The sequence below is a fragment of the Sneathiella sp. genome (genome assembly GCF_002694385.1).
Lineage (GTDB): Bacteria > Pseudomonadota > Alphaproteobacteria > Sneathiellales > Sneathiellaceae > Sneathiella.
Map to the genome: position 1 here is coordinate 440,410 of NZ_NZMB01000012.1, position 15,049 is coordinate 455,458.

Annotated in this window: 19 protein-coding genes; 5 read left to right on the plus strand and 14 right to left on the minus strand. The window is 57.6% G+C overall.

Annotated elements, in window-relative coordinates; all coding sequences use genetic code 11:
- Window positions 1-22: 22 nt before the first annotated feature.
- The 3 genes from CMN55_RS08745 to rfaD are packed head-to-tail and all read left to right on the plus strand — an operon-like array spanning window position 23 to window position 3,082.
- Window positions 23-604 (plus strand): D-sedoheptulose 7-phosphate isomerase, encoded by a 582-nt coding sequence (locus tag CMN55_RS08745; RefSeq protein ID WP_293949406.1) that lies wholly within the window; start codon window positions 23-25, stop codon window positions 602-604.
- Between the two features lie 3 nt (window positions 605-607).
- The gene (gene rfaE1 / locus CMN55_RS08750) at window positions 608-2,080 is read left to right on the plus strand and encodes a D-glycero-beta-D-manno-heptose-7-phosphate kinase (protein WP_293949407.1); all 1,473 of its coding nucleotides are present in this window, start codon (window positions 608-610) and stop codon (window positions 2,078-2,080) included.
- A gap of 18 nt (window positions 2,081-2,098) precedes the next feature.
- Window positions 2,099-3,082 (plus strand): ADP-glyceromanno-heptose 6-epimerase, encoded by a 984-nt coding sequence (rfaD, locus tag CMN55_RS08755; RefSeq protein WP_366932016.1) that lies wholly within the window; start codon window positions 2,099-2,101, stop codon window positions 3,080-3,082.
- A 3-nt stretch (window positions 3,083-3,085) separates the two neighbouring features.
- Here rfaD and CMN55_RS08760 read toward each other — a convergent pair whose 3' ends face one another.
- Genes CMN55_RS08760 through CMN55_RS08800 form a run of 9 tightly spaced genes read right to left on the minus strand, consistent with a single transcriptional unit; the run spans window position 3,086 to window position 9,803 of the window.
- A complete protein-coding gene (locus tag CMN55_RS08760; RefSeq protein WP_293949409.1) occupies window positions 3,086-3,409 on the minus strand; it encodes a cupin domain-containing protein in 324 nt (107 codons plus the stop codon).
- Complete coding sequence (locus tag CMN55_RS08765) at window positions 3,399-3,851, minus strand: MmcB family DNA repair protein (protein WP_293949410.1); 453 nt, start codon at window positions 3,849-3,851, stop codon at window positions 3,399-3,401. The genes CMN55_RS08760 and CMN55_RS08765 overlap by 11 nt, the downstream gene beginning before the upstream one ends.
- The gene (locus CMN55_RS08770) at window positions 3,848-4,216 is read right to left on the minus strand and encodes a helix-turn-helix domain-containing protein (protein WP_293949411.1); all 369 of its coding nucleotides are present in this window, start codon (window positions 4,214-4,216) and stop codon (window positions 3,848-3,850) included. The genes CMN55_RS08765 and CMN55_RS08770 overlap by 4 nt, the downstream gene beginning before the upstream one ends.
- 27 nt (window positions 4,217-4,243) lie before the next feature.
- Window positions 4,244-4,924 carry a Smr/MutS family protein gene (locus CMN55_RS08775; protein WP_293949412.1) on the minus strand — a complete coding sequence of 227 codons (681 nt, stop codon included), beginning with the start codon at window positions 4,922-4,924 and terminating at the stop codon, window positions 4,244-4,246.
- Complete coding sequence (locus CMN55_RS08780) at window positions 4,908-5,624, minus strand: LutC/YkgG family protein (RefSeq protein WP_293949413.1); 717 nt, start codon at window positions 5,622-5,624, stop codon at window positions 4,908-4,910. Before CMN55_RS08780 ends, CMN55_RS08775 begins: the two co-directional genes overlap by 17 nt.
- Entirely contained in the window at window positions 5,594-7,018 is a 1,425-nt protein-coding gene (locus tag CMN55_RS08785; protein ID WP_293949414.1) for a LutB/LldF family L-lactate oxidation iron-sulfur protein, read from the minus strand. The genes CMN55_RS08780 and CMN55_RS08785 overlap by 31 nt, the downstream gene beginning before the upstream one ends.
- Window positions 7,018-7,791: a (Fe-S)-binding protein gene (locus CMN55_RS08790; RefSeq protein ID WP_293949415.1), complete on the minus strand. Its 774-nt coding sequence runs from the start codon at window positions 7,789-7,791 to the stop codon at window positions 7,018-7,020. The genes CMN55_RS08785 and CMN55_RS08790 overlap by 1 nt, the downstream gene beginning before the upstream one ends.
- Window positions 7,792-7,850: 59 nt before the next feature.
- Window positions 7,851-9,095, minus strand: coding sequence for a murein transglycosylase A (gene mltA, locus CMN55_RS08795; protein ID WP_293949416.1), 1,245 nt, complete (start codon window positions 9,093-9,095; stop codon window positions 7,851-7,853).
- A 15-nt stretch (window positions 9,096-9,110) separates the two neighbouring features.
- Complete coding sequence (locus CMN55_RS08800; RefSeq protein ID WP_293949417.1) at window positions 9,111-9,803, minus strand: Tim44/TimA family putative adaptor protein; 693 nt, start codon at window positions 9,801-9,803, stop codon at window positions 9,111-9,113.
- Window positions 9,804-9,970: 167 nt separating this feature from the next.
- Here CMN55_RS08800 and CMN55_RS08805 point away from each other — a divergent pair, with 167 nt between their 5' ends.
- Both CMN55_RS08805 and secB read left to right on the plus strand, forming a co-directional pair.
- Window positions 9,971-10,468 (plus strand): FxsA family protein, encoded by a 498-nt coding sequence (locus tag CMN55_RS08805; RefSeq protein WP_293949418.1) that lies wholly within the window; start codon window positions 9,971-9,973, stop codon window positions 10,466-10,468.
- 95 nt (window positions 10,469-10,563) lie between these two features.
- Entirely contained in the window at window positions 10,564-11,073 is a 510-nt protein-coding gene (gene secB / locus CMN55_RS08810) for a protein-export chaperone SecB (RefSeq protein WP_293949419.1), read from the plus strand.
- A gap of 36 nt (window positions 11,074-11,109) precedes the next feature.
- Here the strand turns inward: secB and dnaQ are convergent, their stop codons facing one another.
- The 5 genes from dnaQ to CMN55_RS08835 are packed head-to-tail and all read right to left on the minus strand — an operon-like array spanning window position 11,110 to window position 14,664.
- On the minus strand, window positions 11,110-11,781 hold the full coding sequence (gene dnaQ / locus CMN55_RS08815; RefSeq protein ID WP_293949420.1) for a DNA polymerase III subunit epsilon: 672 nt from the start codon (window positions 11,779-11,781) through the stop codon (window positions 11,110-11,112).
- The gene (gene coaE / locus CMN55_RS08820; protein ID WP_293949421.1) at window positions 11,774-12,364 is read right to left on the minus strand and encodes a dephospho-CoA kinase; all 591 of its coding nucleotides are present in this window, start codon (window positions 12,362-12,364) and stop codon (window positions 11,774-11,776) included. Before coaE ends, dnaQ begins: the two co-directional genes overlap by 8 nt.
- Window positions 12,365-12,368: 4 nt before the next feature.
- Complete coding sequence (locus tag CMN55_RS08825; protein ID WP_293949422.1) at window positions 12,369-13,232, minus strand: shikimate dehydrogenase; 864 nt, start codon at window positions 13,230-13,232, stop codon at window positions 12,369-12,371.
- Window positions 13,229-13,837 carry a Maf family protein gene (locus tag CMN55_RS08830; protein WP_293949423.1) on the minus strand — a complete coding sequence of 203 codons (609 nt, stop codon included), beginning with the start codon at window positions 13,835-13,837 and terminating at the stop codon, window positions 13,229-13,231. The genes CMN55_RS08825 and CMN55_RS08830 overlap by 4 nt, the downstream gene beginning before the upstream one ends.
- Window positions 13,838-13,839: 2 nt before the next feature.
- Complete coding sequence (locus tag CMN55_RS08835; protein WP_293949424.1) at window positions 13,840-14,664, minus strand: pyruvate, water dikinase regulatory protein; 825 nt, start codon at window positions 14,662-14,664, stop codon at window positions 13,840-13,842.
- Between the last annotated feature and the right edge of the window lie 385 nt (window positions 14,665-15,049).

Consider the following 15,049-nt stretch of genomic DNA (forward strand, 5'->3'; position numbering starts at 1 on the left):
ATTTTCAGGCGCGAGGCTTTTCTTGGATCCGCTAGATTACTTTAACCGCGAGCTGGACGATCACCGCGAGATTCTTGCTCGTACGCAAGCCGGGCTCGCGGAGCCGTTTCAGAAGATGCTCCGCCTCTGGGTCGCCGCCATTGAGAGCGGCAACAAAATCATGTTTTTCGGCAATGGCGGCAGCGCGGCGGATGCGCAGCATCTGGCGGCGGAGCTCGTCATCCGTTTTGTCGATAACCGCAAACCCATTGCCGCCCTCGCGCTTAATACCGATACCTCGGCGCTTACCGCCGGGGCCAATGATCTTGGCTATGATGAAATTTTCGCCCGGCAGATTGACGCCCTCGGCAAGTCCGGCGATGTTGCTGTCGGCATCACCACCTCCGGCACCAGCCCCAATGTGGTGAAGGCCCTTGAAATGGCCCGCAGAAAAGGCCTTGTCACCACCGCCTTCACCGGGCGCGATGGCGGACGGATGCCGGAGCTCGCCGATGTGGCGCTGATCGTGCCCGCCACCTCCACCCGCCGGATCCAGGAAATGCATATCACCCTTGGCCACATGCTCTGCGGGGCGCTTGAAAAATCGCTGAAACTGGTTGATTGACCGATGGAAAACCGTTCCTCTTTACTCAAAATCATGGACAAGCTCGCCGATATAGAGGCGCTGGTTATTGGTGATGTGATGCTCGACCGGTTTGTTTACGGCCGTGCCTCCCGCATCTCTCCCGAGGCGCCGATCCCGATCCTCAGCATCACCCATCAGTCGCAGATGCCGGGCGGGGCGGGCAATGTGGTGCGGAATATCGCGTCCCTTGGCGGACGGGCGCGCCTTGTCTCCGTCGTCGGGGAAGATGCCGAAGGCATTGAACTGGAAGCCCTTTTCAAAACGCATAATGCCATGATGCCACATCTGGTGAAATCGGTCGGTCGTCCGACCACGGTCAAGACCCGCTTTATCGCCGATGGCCAGCAGCTTCTGCGCGGCGATCATGAAGCCTCTCACCCGCTGCAACCGAAAACCGCCGGGAATGTTCTCAAAACCTTCCAGGAGGTGGCGGCATCCGCCGATATCATTGTGCTCTCTGACTATGCCAAGGGTGTTTTGTCCGATACGGTCCTGCGTCATGTCATCGCCCATGCGAAGGGGAAGGGCATCCCGGTCATTGCCGATCCAAAATCGCGGGATTTCAGCCGCTATGCGGGGGTCACGCTGCTGACCCCCAACCGCAAGGAGATGGTCGCAGCGAGCGGCATGCCCTGCGATACCAACTATCAGGTGGAAGAAGCGGCCCGCTCCCTTATGGCGAAAGCCGGGATTTCGGCCATTCTTGTCACCCGGTCGGAAGCGGGAATGAGCCTTGTCACCGCCGATGAGGCCCATCATATCCGCGCCGAAGCGCAGGAAGTCTTCGATGTTTCCGGCGCGGGAGACAGCGTGGTTGCCGCGCTCGCGCTCGCCGTCGCCGCCGGGGCGTCCCTAAAGGATGCGGCCCGCATCGCCAATCTCGCAGGCGGCATTGCCGTTTCCAAATCCGGCACCGCCGCCGTCACCAAGGCCGAAGTGAAGCAATCCCTGCATAACATGGAAATTGGCGGGCTGGAAATGAAGGTCACGGGGCTGGACGCCGCGATGGAGCGGGTGTCCAACTGGCGCTCCCGCGGGCTCAAGGTCGGCTTCACCAATGGCTGCTTCGATCTCGTGCATCCCGGGCATATCTCCTTGATCCGGCAGGCAAAAGCCCAATGCGACCGGTTGATTGTCGGGCTGAACACCGACGACAGCATCCGCCGCCTCAAAGGGCCGGAGCGCCCCATCACCCATGAAAGCGCGCGGGCCGTCGTCCTCGCCGGGCTGGCCGATGTGGATCTTGTCGTGCCCTTTGCCGAGGATACGCCGATCCGCCTGATCGAGACGATCCAGCCGGATGTTCTGATCAAGGGCGCGGATTACACGCGGGAAACCGTCGTTGGCGCGGATATGGTGGAGGCTTATGGCGGGCGGATTTTCCTCGCCACGCTGAAGGACGGCTTCAGCACCACCGGCACCATTCAGAAAATGCTCGGCAAAAAGGACGGGTAAGGAGGGAATATGGCAAATCTGGTCCTGGTCACCGGCGGCGCCGGTTTCATCGGCTCCAACATCGTCGCGGCCCTATCGGAGCGGGGCGAGAAAATCGTTGTCTGCGACTGGCTGGAAAGTGGTGACAAATGGAAAAATATCGCAAAATCAACGATTTGCGATTTTGTCGATCCGGACGATCTGGAAGGCTGGCTGAACCGCAATGATAGCCGCTTTCGCGCCATCATTCATATGGGTGCGATCTCGGCGACCACAGAGACCAATGGCGATCTGATCCTGAAGCGCAATTTCGCCCCCACCCGGATGCTGTGGCGCTTTGCGACCGACAACGCCATCCCGTTTATCTACGCCTCCTCCGCCGCGACCTATGGCGATGGCAGCGCCGGTTTCAACGATGCGGAGAGTGAGGAGGCGCTGAGCCGCCTGCATCCGCTCAATCTTTATGGCTGGAGCAAGCATGCCTTCGACAAATTCGTCGCCCGCGAGATAAAGCGGGGCGCCGTGACGCCACCGCAATGGGCCGGACTTAAATTCTTCAACGTGTATGGGCCGAACGAATATCACAAGGGCAATATGAAAAGCGTGATTGCCCAATGCTATCCGAAAGTTATAAGCGGGGAGGCCGTCACCCTCTTCAAATCCCACCACCCCGATTATGAGGACGGCGGGCAGCTCCGCGATTTCGTCTATGTGCAGGATTGCGTGAATGTCATCCTCTGGCTGCTCGATAATCCGGAGGTGTCCGGCCTGTTCAACCTCGGCACCGGCAAGGCGAGAAGCTTCAAAGACCTCGCCGCCGCCGTTTTTGCGGCCGCCGGTATGGACGAAAAGATTTCTTACGTCGATACGCCCGAGCAAATCCGCGACAAATACCAGTATTTTACGGAAGCCGACATGCAGAAACTCCGCGCCGCCGGCTTCGGCGGCAACTTCCGCAGTTTAGAGGACGGCATCACCGACTATGTCACCAATTATCTTTCAAAGGATGATATTTATCGGTAGTTTCTAAAACCCCTTCGGGTCCGCCGTTAGAAACTCAACTTCGATAAAGGCGCATTCGAAGTCGTTGCCGTTCAGAACATTATGTTCGACGCCGGTCTCGCGGAAATAGGGGATGCCGGTTTTAAGCTCGGCGCGGGTGCGGGTGCCGTCCGGGAGGTCGATATCAAGAAAGCCATCGAACAGCGGCACGACCACATAGTCATATTGATGTGTATGCCATCCCGTGGCATCGCCGCGCTTTTTAAATCGCCATTCGGTGACGCGGGTGCGGGGATTGTCGATAAAAACGGTGGGGAGGGCGGTGCCCTCGGGGGCGTTAGAACACATCGAACTTCTCCTTTATCGGGGTTTCGGCGTCAAACAGGCGGCGGGCGGCGATGCGGGCGAAGCGCAGCGTGACGTTGCGGCGCCGGGCAGCATTCAGATTGAAATCTGAGGAGGGGCGGAGAATGACCCCGCCGAAACTGTCGGCGACAATCAGGCCGTTTTCCGGCGGGATCAGCCCTTGCGGGAAATCCGCATCGACGGCGAAATAGAATTCATCACAGAAATCGAGATATTCGCGCCATTTCTCATCGACGCGATAGTCGGCGGGGCCGGATTTCACCTCGACAATGATAATGCGGCCCTTCTCATCTATCCCCATGACATCCACCCGGCGGCGGATGCGCAGTTTTACTTCCGTCAGGCTGTCATATCCCAAATCGAGCAGCAGCTTCTGCACCCCTTGCGCGAGGCGGACAGCCTTGTCGGCGCGGGGCGCGCTCATTGCCGGGTGCCGCCGCTGCCCTTCAGATAGCTCAGCATCTCGCGCAGTCGCAATTCGGGAAGCTGGCGTATCTGCACGGCGAGCAGGTTGGCGTATTCCGTCGCCGTCGGGCTGAGGCCGCTGGTATCAACGGTCACCTTGGGGTGGGAGAGGGAGGCGAGGCGCTGCAATTCCTCCGCATCGTCCCAGATGATGTTGAAATAATCGCAGATTTGCGCAACCAGGCTCCAGGACGGGCGGCCGCGATGGCCATGTTCCAGCGCCGAGAGATAGGCCGCGCTGATTTCAAGGTCGGCCGCCATCTGTTTCAGCGTAATGGAGCGGCTTTTGCGCAGGCTTCTTACGCGAAGGCCAAAAGGTGTCATTTTTCCATCCCCATATTGCGCCGCGCCTCATTTCCGGCTGCGGCGGAGCAGCACATACAGCGCGCCGCTGCCGCCATGTTTCGGCTGTGCGCTGCGAATGTCAATCACCAGATGCTGAAGATCCGGCGCCCGCAGCCAACTCGGCACCGCATCGCGGAGGACCCCGCTTCGTTCGCTTCCCATGAAAGGGGCATCCTCGGTTTTCTGCCGGGATGAGCCTTTGCCTGTAATCACCAGCACGCAGCGCAAGCCCCGGATCTGCGCCGCCGTGATAAACCGGCGAAGCTGCCGATGCGCCTCCGCCCGCGTCAGGCCATGCAGGTCAATCCGCCCGTCAATCTCCATCTTGCCCTTGCGCAGCCGTTCCGCCGTGCGGCGATCGAGGCCCGGCACGTTCTGACGGCGTGATGGAGTTGTCTCTGTGGCCGAACTATCGCCAGAAAACCCGGAATTCTGCCATTCCGTCATGGCTCTGGTAAGTTCATCCGCGCTCAGCGAGCGGCGGGAAGGAGGGGAGCTCGGCGCCGCGCCTGCCACCATATTGGTGCTGGGCGCGCCACCGCCAATATCGTTCTGCACCATAATGGTATCTTTCTCCTGTCCGGTGAAGCGGTTGGAGGCAATCGGATCAATGCTGCGGGCCACATGGTCCCAGAGATCGCGATCGGCTTTTGAGAGCCCCTTTGCCCGGTTAGTCTTTTTCGGCATCGTCAACAATCAGGATATGCAGGCGGCGCGGCCCGTGCGCCCCCATGATCAGGGTCTGTTCAATATCCGCCGTGCGCGACGGGCCGGAAATCAAGTTGAGGGTGCGGGGCAGGTTTCCCGCCCCGTATTTCGCCCGAAGCCGCGCCCAGCTTTCCTCCATCGTGCCGATGATCTGCGACCGCCTGAGAAGAACGATATGGTTTTCAGGCAGGAAATTGAGGGTGGAAGGTGTATCCGGGCCCGATGCCAGGCAAAGCGTTCCCGTTTCGGCAATTCCAGCAAAGGCCGGGGTGAGGCTGACGTCATCTTCCGCCGTCGCCGCACCGCGGGTGATGTCCAGCATCGGCGTCTGATCGAAGGGAAGGGCGTCCAGCGCCGCCTCCGGCGACATTTTGATCTTTGTTGCGAGATTATGATCGCTCAGATAACGGCTCACCGCCTCCGGCACCGCGTCCAGGGAGGATAGGCGGGTTACCGTCGCGCCAAGGGCTTCGGCCTTGGCCTGAAACAGATCGACTTGCGCCGCAGGGGAAATTTCCGTCCGCTTTGGTACAAGATTTGGCCTGTGCTCCTCAATCCGGGTTTTCAGCTCCGCGGCTTTTTCCGCCGATAGCGGGCCGCGCCCCAGATTATGGCGGATCCGGCCGAGGATGCGGCTGCGTGACGACATCATCTGCTCTCCCGCTGCTGCTTTTTCCATTGCTCCATAAAGGTTTTTCCCTGTGGCGCCGGAAAATCGCGGACATCGGTCCAGCCCTTGAGAAGCGGCAGGCGGCGGATAACGCCCTTCCTGCCCCCCATGATCTTAAGGGACCGCGCTGCAAAACGGGTCAAGGGCCGGTAAAGGGCGGGTCTTTTGGCAAAAAACGCCCACAGCCCGATGCCCCAGCGTTCCGGCTTAGGCGTCACTTGCGCTTGAAACGCCTCCTCCCGCCAGTGACGCATGATTTTCGGCAACGGAATGCGCACCGGGCAGACTTCCTCGCACCGCCCGCAGAAGGTGGAGGCGCTGGGCAGATGACGCGCTTCCTCCAGCCCGACCATATGCGGATTGAGCGCCGCGCCGATGGGCCCGGGATAGACCCAGCCATAGCTGTGCCCACCGACGGCCTGATAAACCGGGCAATGATTCATGCAGGCGCCGCATTTGAGACAGCGCAGCAAATCCTGCTTATTCGTGCCAAGCAGATCGCTGCGCCCGCTGTCCACCAGCACCACATGAAAATTGGCGGGCCCGTCAATATCATCCGTCCGGCGCGGACCCGTGGAAAAGGTGGTATAGACGGACATTTCCTGCCCCGTGGCGGAGCGGGCAAGCAGGCGCAGGAACAGGCTCGCATCCTCCAATGTCGGCACGACCTTTTCAATGCTGGACACCGCAATATGGGTTTTCGGGAGGGACTGGGTGAGATCGCCATTGCCCTCATTGGTGACAATCACCGTTGATCCCGTCTCGGCGATCAGGAAATTCGCCCCGGTAATGCCCACATCGGCGGCAACATATTTATCGCGCAGGATACGCCGCGCCTCGTTCACCAGCGCCTGCGGATCCGTCAGCCGTTCGGAAAACCCATATTTTTCATGATGTTGATGGAACAGATCGCTGACCTGATCCTTCGTTTTGTGCAGCGCCGGGGCGATGATATGGCTCGGATATTCATGGGCAAGCTGGATGATATATTCACCAAGGTCCGTCTCGATCGGCTCGATCCCGTTCGCCGCCAGATGATCATTGAGGGCCATTTCCTCGGTAATCATGGATTTGCCCTTGGTCACCGTCTTTGCCTCTGCCGCCCGGCAAATCTCCAGCACCGCTGCCCGCGCGTCGGCATAACTGCTGCACCAATGCACCTTCCCGCCCTGAAGCAGGACCTGCTCCTCGAAATATTCGAGATAATAATCCAGATTGTCGAGGATATGGTTCTTGAGATCACGGGCCTGATCCCGCAGCGCGTCAAATTCCGGAAGCTCGCCTGCCGCTTTTGCCCGGGCAATCGGAAAACCGCCCTTTACCTTGGAAAAGGCTTTCTGGATATTGTCATCCTGGAGCGCGCCATGAGCGTTTTTCTTGAAGCGTCGGGCAGTGACCTGCATCAGCGGGACTCCTCTCCAAGACCTGGCTCATCCCCCATACCGGCGAGGATTTCCGCCACATGCAGCACTTTCATGCGCTCTCCCCGCCGTTTCAGCCGCCCGGCAATATTCATCAGGCAGCCGAGATCCCCGGCGGCCAGCGTCTCCGCCCCGCTTTTCAGCAGATTGTCGATTTTCGTATCGACCATGGACTCTGAAATTTCCGAATATTTCAAACAGAAGGTTCCGCCAAAGCCGCAGCAGGCGGCGGCATCCTCCGCCTCCCGCAGTTCCAGCCCGTCAACGGCGGAGAGGAGAGCCCGTGGCTGATCGCGCACCTTCATCTCGCGAAGGCTGCTGCAACTGTCATGATAGGTGAGGGTCGCCGGATATTTTATACCCTCCGGATGATAGCCACAGACATCATGCAGGAAGGAGGTGAGCTCATATGTTCGCTCTGAAAGCGCCGCAACCTCCACCATAATGGTATCGTCATCTTCGAAAAGTTCCGCATAGTGGTGGCGGATCATCCCGGCGCAGGAACCGGAGGGGGCAACCACATAGTCAAATCCCTGAAAGGCGCGGATAACGGCGCGGGCAATGTCTTTGGTGCTTTTTTTGTCGCCAGAGTTATAGGCAATCTGGCCACAGCAGGTTTGCATTTCCGGCACCACAATGGTGCAGTTTGCGGCTTCCAAAAGCCGCAGGGCGGCAAAGGCAACTGACGGACGGTTCAAATCAACCAGACAGGTCACGAACAGAGCCACATTTTTTCTTGTGTCCGGGTCGGTCATGCAATTCTCCCTGATGCGCCCGGAAACTATACCGCCTGACACATTATTTCGCCAGAAAGTTAGCTGGAGGCGTCTGTTTTTATCGCCTGCGCCAGCGCGTTGGGAAGCAGGATCCACAGCCGTCCCTCGCTTTTCATGCCGCCGGACATGTCATAGGCATATTCCCCATGTCCCCAGAAGACATCACCGCGCACCGGCCCGCGAATGGCCCCGCCGGTATCCTGCGCCATCATCAAACGGTTGAATTTTTCAATTTCCAGCGGGCTGGAGGAGGGAGCAACTTCCGTTGACAGCCAGACGGGCACCCCCAGCGGCCAAAATTTCCGATCCACGGCGAGGCTGCGTTCTGGCGTCAGCTCCACCCCTTGCGCGCCAATCGGCCCGCTGGTCGCGAGTTCACGGAAAAAGACGAAAGACGCATTTTTTTGCATCAGGGCGCTGGCCTTGTCCGGGTTTGCCTCCAGCCAGTCACGGATGGCCTGCATGGACATATCCTCTTTGGCGACATAGCCCTGTTCGATCAGGTCACGGCCGATGGCGAAATAGGGATGCCCGTTTTGCGCCGCATAGCCAACACGGAGTTCGCTGCCATCGTCCATTTCGATCAGGCCGGAGCCCTGGATATGCAGGAAAAAGGCGTCTACATCGCTGTCCACCCAGACAAATTCGAGATCGCGGTTCTGAAGGGCGCCCTTGTCAATCCCGGCCCGGTCGGCAAAGGGAACTAGATTTCCATCTTCCACCTTGCCGGCGATGCGGTGGCCTTTCAGCTCCTCGCGAAAGCGGCCGAGCTCGACCATCACAAGTTCCGGCGGGCGCAGGTAAAGCGGCGTCAGGAAGGGGGGTTTCCGCTCGCGGCTGCCTTTGAGGCTGGCTTCGTAATATCCCGTGAAAAGCCCGGCGGGCCGATCGTTGTTCAGCACCGCAAAGGGGGTGAAGTTTGCTTCAAAAAACTGCTGCCATGCCGATGTTTCCGGCGTGAGCGCGCGGGCGCTTTCACACAGCGGCTGCCAGTCGCCGACAACGCCCGCCATACCGGTACCGCCCATTTTCCGCTCGGCCGGGAGATTTTCAAGCGTGTCGCAGGATTTGAAGAAAGCATCGGCGAAACCGCCAAGATCATCCTTATCCCAATCGGGAAGGTCGGCAAATCCGGCCCTGACAAGAACAAGGCGTTCTTCCGGCTCTTCGAAAATCGCCTCCTCCCGCAGCAGCCAATAGGCCAGCCCGGCAAGCGCGAGGAGAGCAAGGGCAATCCCCGCTCCCCATTTTCTGTTCAACTGAAGTGAGTTACGCCAACCCATGCAACGCGCCCGGGGCTATTCAGCGCGGCGGGTGGTGATAAGCAGCCAGTTCGGATTGCGGGATTTGAGATTGCGCGCGAAGGTCCAAAGTTCATGCACCATATGCGGCTGCGGATCACCGGCGATGACAACGCCTTCCTCATCCTTGGTCATGGTGATCATTTCCGCATCGAATTTTACGGTAACTTCCGCCTCGCGCCCTTCGAGCATCGCATCGGTAATCTCGGCCGAGTGAATGGAGACGATATCCGTCGACATTTTCTCATTCCGGTCTTCGCGATCCTGGATGGAGGCATCGAAATTCTCGAACACCTTCTCTGACAGCAGCATTTTCAGCGTTTCGCGATCCCCATTTGCAAAGGCGACAACAATCGCCTCATAGGCCGCCTGCGCGCCCTGGACAAAGGTTGCGGGATCAAAACTTCTGTCAATCCGGTGGATATCATTGAGCGTCTGCTGAAGCGGCGAGGCGGCAAACGGCGTTTGTTCGTCCGGGCGTGCCTTGTCACCGAGAAGAATAACATTATCTTCGGACGGTTTTTCTTCGAAATTTCCTTTATGGCCTTCGTTTACGCGGCGGGAATTATCCTCTCGGCGGGATTGTTCGTGACCCATCCGCCGGCCAAGCACGCTGCGCAGGCGCAGGAATATAAACCCGGCCACCGCCGCAAGCAGAATAATGTCCAGGAACTGAAAACCGTTGTCCATAATGATATCTTCAAATTGGGTTTGGTAAAACTTCCAACACCCCTTATGTAAGGGATAGGTCTGTACAAGAAGTTAATGGGTTAAGGGTCCGAGGTCCAGTACCTTGTATCATTCCAGCTTCTTGGGCATCTGTTTGTTACATAGAAGTTTATCGGGGATAAACAAGCTTGGCTTTGCTGTTTTTAGCGGCTTTGATCGGAATTCCACTGATCGAGATTTTTGTCTTTGTTCAGGTAGGAAGCGAGATCGGCGCCCTCAATACCATTATTATCACTATCGTGACCGCCGTGATCGGCGTCGCACTGATCCGCATGCAGGGTCTTGATGTGCTGATGCGGGCGCAAACGACCCTCAATAACCGGCAAAGTCCGGTCAATGAAATATTCGAGGGATTTCTCCTCGCCATTGGCGGGTTATTCCTGCTGATCCCGGGTTTTGTCACCGATACGATCGGCCTCCTGCTGCTGATCCCGCCGCTGCGCCGCCTGTTCGCAGGCTACATGGCGCGCCATTCCAAATTTGTGGCGACAGGCTTTCAGAACCGCAATGCCCAATCGCGCGATACCGTCATTGACGGAGAGTATGAAGTGATTGACGAGGATCCGGAACGTCTTGGCTCGGGAAGTGAGGCAAACCCGGACAGCCCCTGGTCCAAAGAAAAATAACAGCTTCGCCCTTGTCCCTTGCGGACATCCGTGATAGCCATTTTGGCGACATTTTACCGGCTTTCAGAGCCGCCTTTTCAAGGAGATATCCGTTCATGTCAGAGGAAGGACAGGCCAAGGCCGCCAATGGGGGCGCCGATGGACAGACCGCACAAAAGCAACCGGCGCTCGCCATTATCCGCCAGTATGTAAAGGATCTTTCCTTTGAAAACCCCAATGCGCCCGGCAGTCTGGATCCGGAAAAAGGCGCCCCGGAAGTGCAGCTTGGCGTCAATATCCAGGCCCGCGCCGGCGATAATGACCTTTATGAGATTGAACTCAGGATCGAAGTCAAGGCCAACCACGGCGAACAGGCTGCCTTTATCATCGAGCTTGTCTATGGCGGTTTCTTCGTGCTGCGGGATTTCCCGCCGGAAACCCTGGAAATGGTCTGCATGATCGAATGCCCGCGGCTGCTATTCCCCTTCGCAAGACGCGTGGTTGCCGATGTGACGCGCGATGGCGGCTATTCCCCGCTGATGCTGGAACCCATCGACTTCGCCAAGCTGTATCGCGATCACAAGGGCCAGATGGCGGGGCAGACCCCGCCGGTCGGCCACGCCTGATCCGGATATCCTACTCCTGCTGGGGGCGGCGGAATATCAGCTTGTCTGCCGCCAGAGGGGGTCCTTGATTTTTTCAAGAAATGCCTGATGGGCTGCGCGTTCCGCCTCGCTTGCCCTGTGGGGGCGTGGCGCCCGGACTTCCAGGGTGATGGACGCATTGACATCCTCGTCCCCCGCATCCAGCGACAGGCCATGCTGCCGCCCGCCGATCAGTTCCAGATACACTTCGGCCAGCAGTTCCGCATCGAGCAGCGCGCCATGCCGGGTCCGGGCTGAGTTATCAATGCCGAAGCGGCGGCAGAGCGCATCCAGATTGGCCTGCGCGCCCGGGAATTTCTGCCGCGCCATGGCGACTGTATCAATACTGCGGCTCATCGGCAGGACCGGCTTGCCAAGACGGGCAAGCTCCGCATTCAGGAATTTCATATCAAAGGCCGCGTTATGGATAACGAGCGGCGCATCACCGATAAAATCCAGAAATTCCGCCATTTCCTCGGCCATCACCTTATGGCCGCGCAGGAATTGCTCGCTTAAGCCATGCACGCGAAAGGCCGCCTCCGGCATATCCCGTTCGGGATTGATATAGCGATGATAGCTGTTGCCACTCGGGATATGGTTGATCAACTCGATACAGCCGATTTCGACAATCCGGTCACCTTGTTCCGGATCAAATCCTGTCGTTTCCGTATCGAGGACAATTTCACGCATCCGTCAGCTCATTCACCAGCTTTTTCACCTGTTCAAAGGTTTCATCGATACTGCAATGGGTATTGATGACAAAATCCGCGCGGCGGCGCTTTTCCGCATCATCCACCTGGCGGGCAAGAATAGCCTCGAATTTTTCTTCTGTCATGTCAGGGCGGGCGAGAACCCGCGCCCGCTGCACATCGGCCGGGGCGGAGACAACGGCGATCTTATGCACCCGTCCTTCCCCCCCGGTCTCGAAAATAAGTGGAATATCAAGAACAACCAGATGATGCCCTGCCGCCTCTGCCTCTGCGAAAAAGGCGGCGCGCCCGTCGGCCAGAAGCGGATGAATGACCTTTTCAAGACGCTGGATTTCAGCATCAAAGCCGACAACCAGCTTGCTGAGACGGGCGCGGTCCACCTGATCGTCAACAACCGCCTCCGGAAAAGCTTCCCGGATCGGCTCCACCCCTTTTCCGCCCTTGGCATAGAGCTTATGGATTTCCGCATCCGCGTCATAAACAGGGATGCCAAGTTTGCGGAACATCTCTCCGACCGTTGATTTTCCCATACCGATTGATCCGGTCAGTCCCAGAAGCAGCATTTTCTTATCCTTTTAATCCATCCAGAACATGGCGGCGTAAATTTTCATCCACTGCCGGTTTGACGCCGAACCAGGCCTCAAATCCGGCTTTTGCCTGATGCAGCAGCATGCCGAGCCCGTCAACCGTCCGGCATCCCCGCTTTCGCGCCGCCCGTAAAAGCCCGGTTTCAAGGGGAACATAGACGATATCCGTCACAATCGCCGATTTTTTGAGGGGGTCGAGACGGATATCGAGCTCCGGCTGACCTTTCATGCCGAGACTGGTGCAATTGACAAGGAGATCGGCCTCTCTCAGCAATTCCTCGCGTAAATCCCATGCCGCCGCCGTTGCGCCTGCGCCGATATGCCCGGCCAGCGCCTCCGCCCGGGCCAGCGATCTGTTGCAGATAATCACCTTCGTCATTCCAAGATCCGTCAAGGCCACAGCAACGGCCCGCGCCGCGCCGCCCGCCCCGAGCAAAACGGCTATCCCCCCGGAAAGCTCCGTCAAATCAAGATGTTCTGCAAGAGAATCCAGAAAGCCGATGCCATCTGTATTGCGGCCGGTCAAACGACCGTCCGTCTCCACAACCACCGTGTTCACCGCCCCGATCCGCACGGCGGAAGGGTCAATGATATCGACAATATCAAAGGCGGTTTCTTTCAGGGGGATAGTGAGGTTGGTGCCGCGAAACAAATGACCATTTGCCGCATATTCCGCTGTCAGGCGTTTTAAGCTGTCGCCGAGTTCTTCAGGGCGCACCGGCCAGGCATGATATTCCGCCGCCAGATTGTATTTTTCAATCCAGTAGCCATGCAGGCGCGGCGACAGGGAGTGGCTGATCGGCCAGCCCATCACGCCGGCAATTTTTTTTGATTGTTGCGTCATGGCGCCAATCCGATCTTGTGGCCGCGCAGGAAATCCAGCAGCGGCAGCAGGGGAAGGCCGAGAATGGAGAAGAAATCCCCCTCCACCTTCGCAAACAGATGCGCGCCCAGCCCCTCCAGATGATAGGCGCCGACGGATGACAGGATCGCATCGCCCGTCTGTTCCAGATAGGCATCCAGAAACGCATCCTCAAAATGGCGCATGGAGAGACGCGCAATATCCACATGCCGCCAGATAACTGTTCCGCCTTTCGCAACGCAGACCGCATTGGCAAGGCGATGGGTTTTGCCTTTCAGGGACAGCAGATGCGCGCGGGCATGTTCCATATCGGCGGGTTTATCAAACCATATATCATTGCATTCCAGGATCTGGTCGGCGCCGATAACAAAGGCCTGCGGGATACGTGCGGAAACCCGTGTTGCTTTCAGCTCCGCCAGCGCGACGGCAGCATCCCGGATGGGCGCCTTGGCGCCTTGCAGGGAAAATTTAACTTCATCCTCATCCACAAAGGCGGGCTGAATATGAAAGGATAATCCGGCATTTTCCAGAAGCCGCGCCCGCGACACACTCTGCGATGCCAGAACAAGCTCTTTTTCCTCATTCATGGCTAACGGCTCAACTCTTCCTGGCGGCGGTTATAAAGGGTGACGATCTGCGCCGCCGTTTCCTCCACCGAGCGGCGGGTGACATCAATGATCGGCCAGCCTTCGCGGGTGAACAGCTTGCGGGCGAAAATCACCTCTTCCTTGATCCGGTCACGGTCCACATAATCGGTTTCGACCGTCTGATTGAGGCTGAGCAAACGGTTGCGGCGGATTTCCGAAAGACGGTCCGGGCTTGTCGTCAGGCCAATAACCATGGTCCTGCGGTTCAGCGCAAACAGCGATTCCGGTAACGAGATGCTGGGAACAATCGGGATATTCGCCGTTTTAAAACCGCGGTGGGCGAGATAGAAGGAAGTGGGCGTTTTTGAAGTCCGCGACACCCCGACAAGGATAATCTGCGCTTCATAAAGATCGTCGGTCATCTGCCCATCATCATGGGCCATGGTGAAATTCAGCGCCTCGATGCGGCTGAAATAATTCTTGTCCAGCATATGCTGGCGGCCGGGAAGGCGGCGGATTTCCTTCCCCAGAAAGTCGGAAAAGGCCGTCAGAACGGGGTCGAGCACGGAAACGCAAGGCACGCCGACCCGCTGACAGCCCATTTCCAGCACATCGCGCATTTCCTTGCTGACCAGGGTATAAAGCACAAGACCGGGCTTTTTCATAATGGATTCAAGGATATCATCGAGCTGCCGCACGGTTCTTGTCAGCGTCCAGACATGTTCGACCGGGGTCACCCCCTCAAACTGGACCAATGCGGCCTTGGTCATGGATTGCAGCGTTTCGCCGGTCGAATCCGAAACCAGATGAAGATGAAATTCCGCCATGTTGCCGTTTGAAAATCCTGTGAATAACGTGAATAACAGGGATAACACGGCTTTTTTGCAATGAGCAAAAATTTTCTCCCCATTCGCCGATTTTTTCGCCGTCAATTATCCGGCTGTGGATGATCTTCTTTTTACATGTTTAATCATGTGCACAACATCACCGACTGGACCCGAAATGAAACTTATCCCCGATATCCCCATCTTTTTGAACACCCTCTGACCTTGTTTTCCAGACGGATACCCCCATAACAGGGAAAGGGTGGATTTTATCCCCATAAATCCTATAAAGGGCGGGGATATTTTTTAATCCCCGGAACCCACAGCAACAAACAACAACAACATCCTTTTTATATAAATATATATTGAAAGGGATAACTATCCGGAA